The organism is Sphingomonas pollutisoli (assembly GCF_029167165.1).
Lineage (GTDB): Bacteria > Pseudomonadota > Alphaproteobacteria > Sphingomonadales > Sphingomonadaceae > Sphingomonas > Sphingomonas pollutisoli.
In genome coordinates, this window is sequence record NZ_JARFNJ010000002.1 from 639,205 (window position 1) to 652,325 (window position 13,121).

At 61.8% G+C, this 13,121-nt stretch carries 10 protein-coding genes; 7 read left to right on the plus strand and 3 right to left on the minus strand.

The genetic code is table 11. The features are described 5' to 3' along the window. Positions 1–460: 460 nt before the first annotated feature. From PX554_RS06340 to PX554_RS06350, 3 genes are all read right to left on the minus strand, one after another. Entirely contained in the window at positions 461–1,171 is a 711-nt protein-coding gene (locus tag PX554_RS06340) for a DsbA family protein (RefSeq protein ID WP_275499892.1), read from the minus strand. 88 nt (positions 1,172–1,259) lie between these two features. Beyond that, complete coding sequence (locus tag PX554_RS06345; RefSeq protein ID WP_275499894.1) at positions 1,260–1,853, minus strand: OmpH/Skp family outer membrane protein; 594 nt, start codon at positions 1,851–1,853, stop codon at positions 1,260–1,262. A 20-nt stretch (positions 1,854–1,873) separates the two neighbouring features. Beyond that, positions 1,874–2,710, minus strand: a complete 837-nt coding sequence (locus PX554_RS06350; RefSeq protein ID WP_275499896.1) for a SapC family protein — start codon at positions 2,708–2,710, stop codon at positions 1,874–1,876. Between the two features lie 432 nt (positions 2,711–3,142). Here PX554_RS06350 and PX554_RS06355 point away from each other — a divergent pair, with 432 nt between their 5' ends. From PX554_RS06355 to PX554_RS06385, 7 genes are all read left to right on the plus strand, one after another. Continuing rightward, positions 3,143–4,714, plus strand: a complete 1,572-nt coding sequence (locus PX554_RS06355; protein ID WP_275499898.1) for a capsular polysaccharide export protein, LipB/KpsS family — start codon at positions 3,143–3,145, stop codon at positions 4,712–4,714. Then, complete coding sequence (locus PX554_RS06360; RefSeq protein ID WP_275499900.1) at positions 4,711–5,958, plus strand: capsule biosynthesis protein; 1,248 nt, start codon at positions 4,711–4,713, stop codon at positions 5,956–5,958. Before PX554_RS06355 ends, PX554_RS06360 begins: the two co-directional genes overlap by 4 nt. Positions 5,959–6,119: 161 nt before the next feature. Beyond that, a complete protein-coding gene (locus tag PX554_RS06365; RefSeq protein WP_275500012.1) occupies positions 6,120–7,241 on the plus strand; it encodes a glycosyltransferase family 4 protein in 1,122 nt (373 codons plus the stop codon). After that, positions 7,235–8,059 carry an ABC transporter permease gene (locus PX554_RS06370; RefSeq protein WP_275499902.1) on the plus strand — a complete coding sequence of 275 codons (825 nt, stop codon included), beginning with the start codon at positions 7,235–7,237 and terminating at the stop codon, positions 8,057–8,059. The genes PX554_RS06365 and PX554_RS06370 overlap by 7 nt, the downstream gene beginning before the upstream one ends. A 41-nt stretch (positions 8,060–8,100) precedes the next feature. Next, positions 8,101–9,336, plus strand: coding sequence for a KpsE/RkpR family capsule polysaccharide export protein (locus PX554_RS06375; protein WP_275499904.1), 1,236 nt, complete (start codon positions 8,101–8,103; stop codon positions 9,334–9,336). Beyond that, the gene (locus tag PX554_RS06380; RefSeq protein ID WP_275499906.1) at positions 9,326–11,731 is read left to right on the plus strand and encodes a glycosyltransferase family 4 protein; all 2,406 of its coding nucleotides are present in this window, start codon (positions 9,326–9,328) and stop codon (positions 11,729–11,731) included. The genes PX554_RS06375 and PX554_RS06380 overlap by 11 nt, the downstream gene beginning before the upstream one ends. 4 nt (positions 11,732–11,735) lie before the next feature. Beyond that, positions 11,736–13,112 carry a class I SAM-dependent methyltransferase gene (locus PX554_RS06385; RefSeq protein WP_275499908.1) on the plus strand — a complete coding sequence of 459 codons (1,377 nt, stop codon included), beginning with the start codon at positions 11,736–11,738 and terminating at the stop codon, positions 13,110–13,112. Positions 13,113–13,121 lie beyond the last annotated feature (9 nt).

A 13,121-nucleotide genomic window follows, 5' to 3' on the forward strand; every position in this document is an offset into this window, starting at 1 on the left:
ACGGCATGGAAGTTCATGGGTTGCCGTTGCGCATAGGCGTTCTCCGGTCGATGCCATCACCCCCGCACCAAGATGGTCGGGTCTGAGCGCCTGATCGGCGAGCCAGTCGACCCCTCAGCCAGGTCGAGCAGGCCCCGGCCAATCTTATCCACCCATTACATAGACACTTGAGGTCGCGCAGACTGGCAAGCGAACGCGCAGATTTTTGCTGCCAGATTGACAACGATGTCGGAAACGGCTGCATTTCGTGAATGCGAGGACCGCCAATTGGGGCGACGGAGAAGGTGATCGGCGGGTTGCCAAATCGAACTTGCCCAAGGTGCTGCGGCGGTTCATGGCTCAAGCGCGGGCCCTCGGAAGAGCGAGCCCGATGCTTCAAGGAAGGTGCGGCCATTCAGGCGATCGGAGTGGTGACTTCTCCCATCCCGGTTGCACGCTCGAAGCTAGCTCTTACGCGGAGCTACGAGCGAGCGCTCGACAGAACTTTTTCAAGTGCGCTCCAATCATAGACATCCACTAAGGTCTTCCCGTTGAGTATGAAGGTCGGCGTTCCGCCAACCTTGTAGGTCTGGTCGGCGAATTTCGCCTGGTTTGCGATACTCGCAATCTTTTTCTGGTCGTTGAGACAGCTGCGCAGTTTCGGTTCGGAAAAACCGCGCTGCTTCATAAAACTCAAATAGCCCAAGCCTTCTGCGTAGGAAGTAGCGATCTGATTTGGCGAGGCGTCGTGGCGGGATTGCACCGCGGCGATCGTGGCGTCGGCATTGCTCAGCAACTCGGATTGATCGCGGTACATTTGAGACAGGACGGAGAAAAATTGTGAAGGCTGCACGCAGTGCCCAAGGAGGATGGGCGCCAGATCCAGCGCGCCATGAACCGGGAAATCGCGGAACTCATAGCTGACCCTGCCGGTCGCGATATAGTTCGCCTTGAGATTGGCCAAGCCTTCGGCATCGAATGCTGCGCAATGCGGGCATGTGCGTGAGCCATATTCGACAATCCTAAGCGATGCACTGGGATTGCCCATTCGCACGCCGCCTTCCGCGGTTGGGGCGACCATGTGGACCCAATCCGTCTGCGCTGAAGGATGCCGTGGCGGCTGAGCTTTAGGCGACGGCGCTGCCAGGAGCGGCGCAGAAAGCAGAGCCAGGAATATCAGTGGTCGCACCATGTCTTCCTCTTCGCCTTAAAGGGGCGAATATATCGCCAGCGAGGTCGATCGCAGACGAAGGCGACCGACCTCATCCTTAGCCGATTGCTCAAGATGCCGTTTTCTCGGCCGGTAGCGTCTCGCGGTTGAAAGTGATGGTAGAGATTTTGGCATCGAGCGCCTGCGTCACCGCGGCAGTCAGGTCGTTGGTCATGTTGCCGCCGATCACCGAACTGCGGTCGATCAGAAGACCGCAATTGCGCTGCTTGTAGACTTGCGCCACGACCGGCTGCAGTTCTGTGGAAATCCGCTCGAGCGCCTTCTCGCGCGTGGCATCGATTTCACGCGCGCGCACGCGGGTCTTGGTCTCGATCGGTTGCAGTCGGGCCTGTAATGCCTGCTGGCGCTGCTGCCGCTGCGGCTCGGAAAGTTTCGACGATTCGGCGTTGAACGCCTGAATGTCCGCGTCGAGCGGCTTGCGCTCGGCATCAATCTCCTGCTGCGCTTCCTGCGTCAGCGTGCGCAAGCGATCGGTGGCGGCCACGGCGACCTTGGCGTTCGAGAGCACGGCTTGGCGGGACAACAGGCAAACGCCGGCGATGGCCGGCCCGCCAAGACCCTGCGCGGACTGCGTGCCGGGAGCCGGCGCGGTCTGCGCATGGGCGGCCGCTGCGACAGACGCCAGCGCGATGGCGGTGATCATTCGACGCATATTTTCGTTCCTCATGCTGAAGCGGTTGGAAGTTGGGATTCTGATTGGCCATTGGCGTTGGTGCGCCCATCGTGCTCGGCATCGGCATCTGCTTGCCGCCGCGCCAGAGCCTGAAGCCTCGAGAGAGAAGCCAGATGGAAGTGGACGGGCGCGAGCCAACCCTTTGCGTGCCATTCGACGATGGTCGGGCCGTCGAGCCGAGCGAATTTGTCGGCGTCGATGATCCTGAATCCGGTGAGCCCGAGCGAGCGGCCGCTATGCAGGGTGATATTCGCTCGCCGTTCGATGAGGAGTTCCCGCGCCTCCAGCGCACGAACGAACGCCATCGTGGCTTCGGCCTGTTGGCGGAAGGCCTCACAGAACTGAAGCGCTGACGCCACAGTCGCGGAAGGCTTGCCATTTTCGAACAGGGGCGTCCCCTCCTCGCCCTCTTTTCGAAGCAACGGGCTTGTCTTGTCGATCGCGAGGACGTGCTGCTCATCCGTCGTTCGCAGCAGCGCGAAGGGATGGCGGCGGATATAGGCCGGGACATAGATGTCGGCCTGTTGCTCGCCCGCAGCCTGCGCATCACCGATCCGAGCTGCGAACTCACTCTCCCACACCCCGTCCTTCACGAAGAGGTTGTGCTGATCGAGCCCCAGGATCGCAATCGGCGAGGGATCGCTATTCGAAAAGACGATCGGAAAGACCCGCGCGGCGGCCGCGAACTCGGCGATCAGTACCGGAACGAACGGAACGGTCACGGCATGCGCCATGTCGCCCGCAGCGAGGCGCCAGCTTCCGTGGCGATCAGAGGCGAGCGGTTCCCATGCGTCGTCCGTCGCGGTTGTCGAAGAGGCCGAAGTCATGTGGCGCTGCTATCTTCCTGTGCCGTCATCACGCTTGGCATGGAATCCATCGCCGGCGGCGATCTGTCGCGACTCGGGTCCCACACCATGAACACCGGGCTGATAGCGGGGTCGCAATCAGCGGCCGCTAGTGGTTTCCCTAGCGAACGCTTCCGATCTGGCAGCGACAAGTCGAAATCTTGAGCCAGGACAGCAGTCCAGGGAATCAAAAAATTTATCGGCGCTAGTGATTCCACCGGCAAGGGACGCGTCATGGCCAGCCATATAGATCAGAGCTTCTGACCTTGGGTGGGCATGTCTTTCGCAACCGCTTTTCAATCCGGTCTATTCGGACGCCAACGCGCGTTGCGAAAGCCGATTCTGCGGTCGCCGCCATTTCCTGACGCGAAACCTAATGGCGTGCCCCTGTTGCGCGCAGGTGGCGCGAAGCGATTGCGCACCGCCGACAGCATTGCCGAGATCTGCGAAGCCGTGACCCGATCCCGCGTCGGTGGCAGCTTCTGGTCGGTCCCCGCCTCGGTGGGAGATCGGTTTTCGGCCCTCATCCGGACCGATTGCGAGCGCGCAGAACCAGCGATCAAACGAGAGGGTATTGTCGCCCTGACACCGCTGCTGCTGTCATCGGTTAGTGCTGATCCGCCTCCGGTGCCGGCGATCGGTATCGAGACGGTTGCTCTTGCTGGGGACCATGATCCATGGACGCTGATTGAGCGCAGCGAGCGCATTGTCGCCTCTGCTACGGATGAGGTGGCGTTGCTGGCTGCGGCCGCGGGTCGCGACGTCGTTGATCCCGAAACCGGCGAGCAATTTGACACTGCGCGACTGCGCGACCAGCTCGTCGCTGATTTCGATGCGTGGGACTATGCAGACCCCTTCACCGGCGCCCCCATCGATGTTCTCGAGTGGATCGAGATACTCGGCGAGTGGCGTTCGCAGATCGACGCCAACCGAAGTCTTTCCAATGTAGTCGGCATAAAGGGTTGGAAGGCGCGTGCGCTAAGCCGCTTTCTATGGGCCGATCGCCCTCCCCGTCTGCTCTCCGCGTCGAGCGGCCCGGAGGTTGGTGGCGGCAAACCTGTGGGCATATGGCCGTCGCGAGTTCCGTCAGGGTTCGTGCGCAAGGCCGAAGACGGTGCGCTGCCGCTTGCCCGGATCGAAGACGGTTTCATCCGGTCGATCGGTCTCGGCACACATCTGTTCCCACCTTGCTCGATCGTGATCGACATGACGGGCATCTATTATGATCCAAACTGCCCGAGCGACCTCGAGCGGATTTTGTCGGAAATTGAATTCCAGCCTCAGTTGATCGAGCGGGCAGCAGCGCTGGTGCAACTCCTGGTGCGGGGCGGCGTGACGAAATATGCTGCGCACAAAACCGGGTCGATCGAGCTTCCCGATGCGGCCCGCCGGGTGCTTGTGCCCGGCCAGGTATCGGACGATCTTTCGGTCAAACTGGGCGGCACCGGTGTAACGGGCAACATCGACCTGTTGCGCCGGGCGCGGGCGGCGGAACCGGATGCGTGGATCGGCTACCGCCCGCATCCCGACGTTTCGGCAGGCCTCCGGAAAGGCCATGTCGACGATGCGCAAGCGCTGCAATTTGCTGACGCCGTCATCCGCGACGGCTCCATTGCCGAGCTGCTGGACCAGGTGGATTGCGTCCACACGCTGACATCCCTGGCCGGCTTCGAGGCACTACTCCGAGGATGCCAGGTCGTGACCCATGGACAGCCCTTTTATGCGGGCTGGGGGCTGACCCAGGATATGGGTCCTCCCGTCGAACGGCGCCGGCGGCGCCTCACGCTTCTGGAATTGGTGGCAGGGTGTCTCATCCTCTATCCGCGCTACGTCGACCCTGAAACCGGCCTGCCCTGCTCGCCTGAATTGCTCGTTCAACGACATCTCGCGGGTCCAAAGCCTGCGCCTACAATCCTCAATCGGCTTCGGAGCCTTCAGGGCAAGGCGCTCGTTACGAGCCGCCGCCTTGTCGGAGCGGCCGCATGACGCGCCGACCGCCCGCGAGCTTCCTGTTCCTGCAAGGGCCGCCGGGTCCGTTCTTTGCGCAGTTGGCAGCCGGTCTGAAAGCCGAAGGGCATCGCTGTTGCAGGATCAATTTCCACGGTGGCGATTGGCTCGATTGGCGGGGAGCCGCTTACGACTTCACAGGCGATCTGAAGGCGTGGCCGGACTATCTCGCCTCTGTGCTCGACGAAAAGGGCGTCACCGACATCGTCCTGTTCGGCGACTGCCGACCGCTCCACGAGGCAGCGATTTCGCTGGCAAATGATCGGCGGCTGGCCGTCCATGTCTTCGAGGAAGGCTATGTCCGGCCGGATTGGGTGACGCTCGAGCGCGGCGGCGTGAACGGGCATTCTAGCCTTCCGCGCGATCCGCAGGAGTATTTGCATCTGGCCCATCGGCTCCCGCCGATTCCGGTCTATCCGCCGATCCCCGCGTCATTCCGACAGCGCGCGATCGAAGCGTTCGGCTATTTCGCTGCCGACTGCCTTCTGCACTTCCGCTTTGCCCGTTACCGGTCGCACCGTCCCTACCCTGCGGCGGCCGAGCTTGCGGGTTGGGCGCTTCGTTTTGCCGTCCGTCCGATCGCCAGGCTGCGCGCGGCGCTTACGTTCGGGCGACTGGGGCAGCGCCGTTATTTCGTGCTGCCGCTGCAACTCGACTCCGACCATCAAATCAGGACCCATTCGCCGTTCGCTGGCATGACGGAGGCCATTGAGCGGATCGTCGCCTCCTTCGCGGAACACGCGTCCGCGGACACGGTGTTGGTGGTCAAGGAACACCCACTCGACAACGGGCTCAAGGGCTGGCGCGGGATCGTCCGAAAGATCGCATCGAACTCCAATATCGCGCGGCGCGTCCTGTTTCTCGAGCACGGCCATATCGACGCGCTCGTGGCCCGGGCGGCGGGAGTCGTGACGGTGAACAGCACTACCGGGACGCTTGCGCTCTCCGCCGGCACGCCGGTCGCGGTATTGGGCGTTGCCGTATATGATCTGGCCGGCGTGACCCACCACGGTGGGTTGGATACCTTCTGGGCAGATCCGGGGAGGCCGCAGCTCGAAATCTACGAAGCCTTCCGGCGGGTCCTTGTCGCGCGTTGTCTGCTCCGCGGCGGCTTCAGCAACGCCGAAGCACGTGCCCATCTCGTTCCAGCTGCCGTCGCAAGGCTCTGTCAGAGCATGGAGACCAGCAGCGCGGATGCGCCGGCCGTGAAAGTGCGCGCATGATGTTCCTTCCAAGAGCGGTTGAGGAGGGTCATCCTTATCGAGGGTCTTTGCCGACCGGGCCTCGGGGCCAATGGCAATATCCACCCGAGATCATCCTCGACCTCTCGCGGCTGCTGTCTCGCGCGTTGCACCCTTCTCCCACCGGGATTGACCGAGTGGAAATGGCCTATGCCCGGACGCTCGCTCGCCTGATCCCGGAGCGACTGCGTTTCGGCGCCGTGCACCCGACCGGCCTTTATGGTCGTCTGCCGCTTCGCGCCGTCGAGGAGTTCCTGAACCGGACGGAGGAGCGCTGGGAGACGATCGGCGGCGCCGAGCATGCGACGCAGAGCCGGCGAATTGCCGCGGCACAATGCTGGCTGCTCCGGCCACGTCCTATACCGGCTGGTTCATCGCCGCGCGTGGTGCTTCAGGTGTCGCCCCATCACCTGCAGCATCCCTCGGTCGTCGCCGGCAAGTTGCGCCGTGAGCGGGCGAAATTCGTGTGCATGGTCCACGACCTCATTCCGATTTCCTATCCGGAATATGCCCGGCCGAACGGTCCCGACCTACACCGCCGCCGCCTGCGGTCGGTCGAAAGGTTCGCTGACGGCATCCTGACGAACTCCCAGGCCACGCTCGACGCGTTGCTGGCGAGTCCGGAGATAGATCTCGGCGGCCGCCCCACGCGGGTGGCGCGGTTCGGTGTCGATCGTAGAGCAGTAATGAAGGGAGCATTCGGTCCGCTGCAGCGCGACTATTTCGTCTGTCTGTCGACGATCGAGCCGCGCAAGAACCACCTGCTCCTTTTGCATATCTGGCGATCGATGGTCGAAGCGCTGGGCGCGGACCGCGTGCCGCTCCTGTACCTCGTAGGGCGGCGCGGTTGGGAGAACGAGAACATCCTCGACCTGCTGGATCGTTGTCCGGGTCTGCGGGACTGCGTGCGGGAACTGCCGCGCTTGCCGGACGCCCAGCTCAGGGAGCTGATCAGCCGCGCGCGCGCGCTGCTCATGCCGTCGTTCGCCGAAGGCTTTGGTATGCCGGTCGCGGAGGCGCTGGTCGCCGGCGTGCCGGTCCTGGCGAGCGATATCCCGGCACACCGCGAGGCCGGCGGGATGGTTCCGGATTATATCGATCCGGTCGACGGCGCAGCCTGGCGCCATCTCATTCTCGACTATTGCGCGCCGGCGAGCGCCCGCCGTGCTGCCCAGCAGGCTCGAATGAAAAGTTGGACGCCCATCTCTTGGGATTCGCATGTGGCGGCGGCCCTGTCGCTTGTCGAGGAGATGATCGCATGTTGACCCGTGGCCAAGACCTGCGCCGGCTGCTTTGGCGGACAACCGATGGATTTGACAGTCAGTGCCATGTGATCGGAGCATTGATAATCCGCGAACTTCATACGCGGTATGGTCGCGACAATATCGGCTATCTCTGGATGCTCGCCGAGCCGATGCTTTTGGCCGGCGCGGTCGCCGTCATCCACGTGGGATCGGAGGGAACCGGGAATATCCATGGTTCGGACCTTCGAGCGGTCCCGTTCGCGCTCACTGGCTATTGCGTGTTCATCATCTTCCGCTCGATCGTTTCACGATCCGAAACGGCACTCGAGTCAAACAAGACACTCTTGTTCCATCGCATGGTGACGGTTTTCGACATCCTGTTCTCGCGGGCGTTGCTCGAATTTCTTTCGACGGTATGCGCCCTCGCGATTCTGCTGTCGGCGGCCGTGATCCTTGGCCTTGCAGCGCCGCCCGCTCGTCCCTTGCTGTTCCTGGCAGCGGTGTTTCTGTTCAGCTGGTTTGCGTTCGCCATTTCGATGATGGTCAGTGCGGCAACCCATTTCAGCCACTCCGCGTCCAAGCTCATCCATCCCGCCATATATATCTTCATGCCGCTGTCGGGGGCATTCTTCTTGCTCTCCTGGATTCCGGAACCCTATCGGACATGGGTATCCTGGTCGCCCAGCGTTCAAATCTTCGAGATGGTCCACATGGGCCAGTTCGGGAGCATCGAAGAGGCGCAGTTTAACCCGATCTATATTGTTGGTTGGTGCCTGTTGCTGACCGTGATCGGCCTGTCTGCGCTGCGCGTGCTGCGTCGCCATGTGCATCTGAGCTGACGATGCACGCACCCCGCCAACCTCATCCGGGAGAACAAGCCGTGACAACGGTGTTGGATCGCGCATTGTTTGCCGATCCTCTTGCCCCAGCCGTCCCACCCCCGTTCGATGAAGGCGGGCGAGGAAATTCGGGACCAGGACCATCATCGGAGCGGTCGGATTTTATCGACGACGACGATGGTGAACTGGAGCGGAAAGGATGGCGCAGACTGCTGCCGCTGCTGCTGCTCGTGATGCTGCCCACGCTACTCGTCGCGGGGTTCGAATATCTGATCGCATCAGACCAATATCAGTCCGAGGCGAGGTTCATTGTTCGTGCACCCCAGTCCGTGCCAAGCGGGTCCAGCTTGGGTCAAATGCTCGGATTGGCGTCTCCGACCGCGCCGGCCGATGCGCACGGCGTCAGTGAGTATCTCGTATCGCACGACGCAATCGACGCGCTTGGCCGCCAACGTCTCACTGACATCTTCAGGCGGCCGGAGGCCGATCTGGTGACGCGCCTCTGGTTCGCGACTCCCCAGCCCGAGACCCTGCTCAACTATTATCTTGGGAAGGTCGAGTTAAGCGCATCGTCGGAGACAGGCATTACGACGCTAAGGGTGCGCGCCTTTCGCCCGTCCGACGCTAAAATGCTCGCCCAACGGTTGCTCGAGCTCGGTGAGCAACGGGTCAACCGCCTTAATCAGCGGATGCTCGACGACGGTTTGGCTGCGGCAAGCCGGCAGGTGAAAGAGGCCGAGGCAGAGATAGAGGCCTCGCAAGTCGCCCTGACAAAATTCAGGCAGACGAACCGCGATATCGATCCTGAACGGACCGGAGCTGCGCAAATTCAGGTTGCGGCGACCCTCGAGCAACAGGCTGCCGCTGCGCGCGCGAGCTTCCAGGCGATGGCCGCGAAAATTCCGCCAACTGCGCCGCAATATGGTGCGGTCGCCAGACAGGTGCGCGCGCTCGAAGCTCAAGTCGCAACAGAGCGCGCCCGCCTTGCCGGGTCGGGGCGCTCGCTTGCAACTGGATTGGGGGAATTCGAGAAGCTGCGGGTCAAGCAAGATTTGGCGGCGAAGCGCTATCAGGCAGCCTCGACCAGCTATCAGTCTGCCCGCGAGCAACTCCTCAAGCAGCAATTGTTCATCGTATCGGTGGTTGCGCCCAATCTTCCTGGCAAGGCGCTGTACCCGCAGCGTTTAATGATCGTGGCGACCGTCTTCTTTGGTTTGCTCCTCGCCTTCGCCATTGGATGGCTCATCCTCGCGGGAGTACGCGAACATGCCGCGTGAAGCTTTCAGCCGCGTGATGCCTATGCTCTCTAAAATGACCATGAAGCGCTCGCACGGCGTACTGGTCACGAGCGCTCTCCACCGTCTTATTTCTCATGGCAATGCCGCGCGTGATCTGAAAGCGTGGCCGGAAGCGGCCGAAACCTATCGGGCGGTGCTCGAACAAGCCCCACACCTCGTCCATATTTGGATTCAACGCGGCCACGCTCTCAGGGAATGCGGAGATGTTGGCAGGGCAACAGAGGCCTACGAGAAGGCCCGGGATCTTTGCCCAGCGAATGCGGACCCGCACTTGCATTTAGGGCACATTGCGAAGCTTCGCGGCGACATATCCGCGGCCACCAAGCACTATCTTGACGCCGCGCGCTGCGTTCCGCCTTCGACCGACGCCTACGCCGAATTGCGGTTCCTCAGCATGAAAGGCGCGAAAATCAGCATCCATCAGCTTAGGACCCTCATCGAGAAGCCGGATAGCCTCCCTGTCCCGAGAAACTCTTCCCCTCCGGAACGTGCCACAACGCTGGCAGTGGAAACGGACGTGTTGGCTGATGACGGCACCCCGCCCAAGACCTGTGTGGTCTTCGACGTGTCGGATCTTATCAGCTATTTCAACCATTCGCGCACCCCGAGTGGAATCCAGCGCGTGCAGTTGGAGACATTACGCTCAGCGCTGGGCGATGCTTCCTGTGATGTACGAATTTGCGCCGTCCACGAGACCCGGGAAGAGTGGATCGAGATCCCAAGCGCGCAATTTCTCGACCTGTGCTGGTTGAGTTCGTCGGGCGAGGAAGAAGAATGGACATTGGCATTCACCAAGCTGACGGTTCGATTGAATATCGAACCCGCCTTTGCCTTTCCGCGCGGCGCGCTGTTGATCAATCTTGGCACCTCGTGGTGGATTCCCAACTATTTCATGTTCGTGCGTAAAGCGAAGGAGCAGGCCGGAATCCGCTACCTGCCATTTGTCCATGACATGATTCCCCTGGTCCGGTCGGAACTGTGTCCGCCCTTGCTCGTCCGCGACTTCATGGCCTGGATCGTGAGCGTGCTGGATCACGCCGACTGCTATCTCGTCAATTCGCTGTCGACGCGAAACGACCTTATGAAGGTCAGCGCCTATTTGGAGCGACCGATTTCGCCCGATCGCATCGAGGTCATTCGGCTCGATGCGATCCCCGGCAAGGTGGCGGAGGTAGGCGACCGCGCAGCGCTGAAGAGCTTCGGCTTGCAGCGCGGATCCTATGTGTTGTGTGTCTCGACGATCGAGCCACGCAAGAATCACGTTCTCGCGTTCGAAGCCTGGTACCGGCTGATCGATCGGCATGGTGCGAGACAAGTGCCCAAGCTCGTCTGTGTCGGGAATTCGGGCTGGATGAATGAACCCGTTCACGCCTATCTCAAGGCCCGGCCGGACCTGATGGCGAAGGTCCAGATCTTTTCGAATGTCTCCGATGAAGAACTGGACCAGCTATACGAGGGCTGCCTCTTCACCTTGTATCCCAGCCACTATGAAGGTTGGGGACTGCCGGTCACCGAATCCCTAGGGCATGGAAAGGTGCCGCTATGCTCCAAGATCTCGTCGATTCCGGAGGCGGGCGGCGACCTGGCGGACTATTTCAGCCCCGATTCCCGGACCGAATTGACGGAAGGGATCGAACGACTGGCTTTCGATCCCGCATACCGCCGATCGCGCGAACAGAATATCGTGCGGCATTTTCGGCCTCGGTCATGGAACGACATTTCAGGACAAATCCTCAGCAGCGCCAATCGTTGGCTCGACGCAGATGCACCGCCGGACTGCACGCCTCCCCGCGCTGAATCCGGCAGGTACTATTCCCTCGGCCGCACTCTTGCAGGGCGTTTGTGGCCCGGCCTACGCTCGACAGAAACCTTCCGGTCCGGCTCGAACTGGTGGGGACGCGATCCCTGGGGCTGCTGGACGAAGCCAGGCGGCGGCGCGCTCCTCTTCACGGTCCCCGACGCGACCCAGGCATACCGCGTCTACTTCGATCTGCTGGGAATGCCGAACGTCCGTTGCGCTCTGCGGATCGACGCGAATGGCAAAGAGGGGCTTGAGGAGATTTCCCTTGAGCCCAATGAAAGCAAGTGGGTGTCGGTCGAAATCCCGGGGCAGGTCGCGTCGGATCTGCCGATCAAGCTTTTCCTTACCTGCGAAACGTTCGAGGATCTGAGCGTCGCTGGCGACGGCGGCGATCGGCGCAGGATCGCGGTCGGCGTGCGCGGCTTCTATATCTGCGAAGCGAATGACGCCAACGCGCGGATGGCGCTTCTCGAGGCGGTCACGCTTTCGTCCGTGGACAACCTTTCGGTCAATCGGCCGCCGGCAGAATTCGTATCCATTCAGGCTTATCTACAAGGTAGCGTGCCGGAATAGCATCATGTCCGAGCGTCGTCTTGCACCCCTGTGGGGCTGGCTGCGTCAGACCGTCGGCGAGGACGCCCCTCGCCCTACCCACCACCTCTGGGGCCTGATGCGCGGCATGCTGCGTCATGGCTCGCATGTGCTTTCAGCGCGGAGCCTCGAAATGAATGAATACGGTCCGGCGGATCTTGACGCCTTTGTGGCCAAGGTCGACTCCTTCGGCGGCCCGGGCTTTCCCGGCGTGGACGACTATTGGCGTGGCTTCAACTACGCTCCGGTCACGGCTGTCGACACGAGCCTCGATCCGTTCGGAGCGGCCTATTTCGAGCAGCAGATTGCGCTCTATCGCGAGATTTCCGGGCGAACGCTCGACCAAACCGCCAATGAGCACACCGTGTTTGATCCCGAAGCCCATCTGAACGCGCGCAATCCCTACAACCATGGCGAGCCGGGGGTGCTGGCCAATCATCTCGTGCAGTTGACCATGGCCATGCGGCTGGCCAATCCGCGGCGCGGCGCCCGCATGGTCGACATGGGATGCGGCTGGGGGCTGTCATCCGAGCTGGGCTCCTACCTCGGCCTGGAAGTCGAAGCCGTCGACATCAACCCCGATTTCGTTGAGCTTGTCCGGGCGCGATCGGAACGTTACCGCTACGATATCAAGCCGGTCCAGGCGGGCTTCGACGACTATTTGCCCGATGCGTCGGTCGACCTTGTTCTGTTCTATGAGTGCCTCCACCACGCAGTCGAGCCCTGGGCATTGTTGAGCCGCCTGAGCAAGCGTTTGTCATCCGGCGGGAAGATCGTTGCCTGTGGCGAACCGATCAATACTTTCTGGTGGCCGCATTGGGGACTGAGGCTCGACCCGATGTCCGTCTATTGCATTCGCAAGCACGGCTGGTTCGAGAGCGGATGGTCGCGCGAATTCATTGTCGCGTGCATGGACCGTGCATTGCTGAACACCTCGGTGGTCACGCACCCGGAGCCACAGATCGGCGACTTCATCATCGGTGCAGCTGACCCATTGCTTAGCCCGGACTGGATGGTGCGAAATTGTGAGATCGTCGGCGCGGCCCTCGATGGCGACTATCTCGTCGCGACGGGGGACATGCGCATTATTTTTCGCACCTCTCTCGCAGATGCGAAGGCGGAGATATCGCTGCACAGTTTCCGGGATCGACCTGTGACGGCCAACATGCGCTGGAATGACGGCCCGATCGTGCCGCTGTCGCTTCAGCCCGGAGAGACGCGGTTGCCGGTCGACGGTACCGGGGAGGCAGGAACGTCCCTCACGATCGTGTCAGAGACATGGGTTCCCGCTGAGGAGATTGGCAACCTCGACACACGCCGTCTCGCATTTCAGATCGGGGGCGTTGCCATCGGTCGCGCCTAGGGCCGCGTG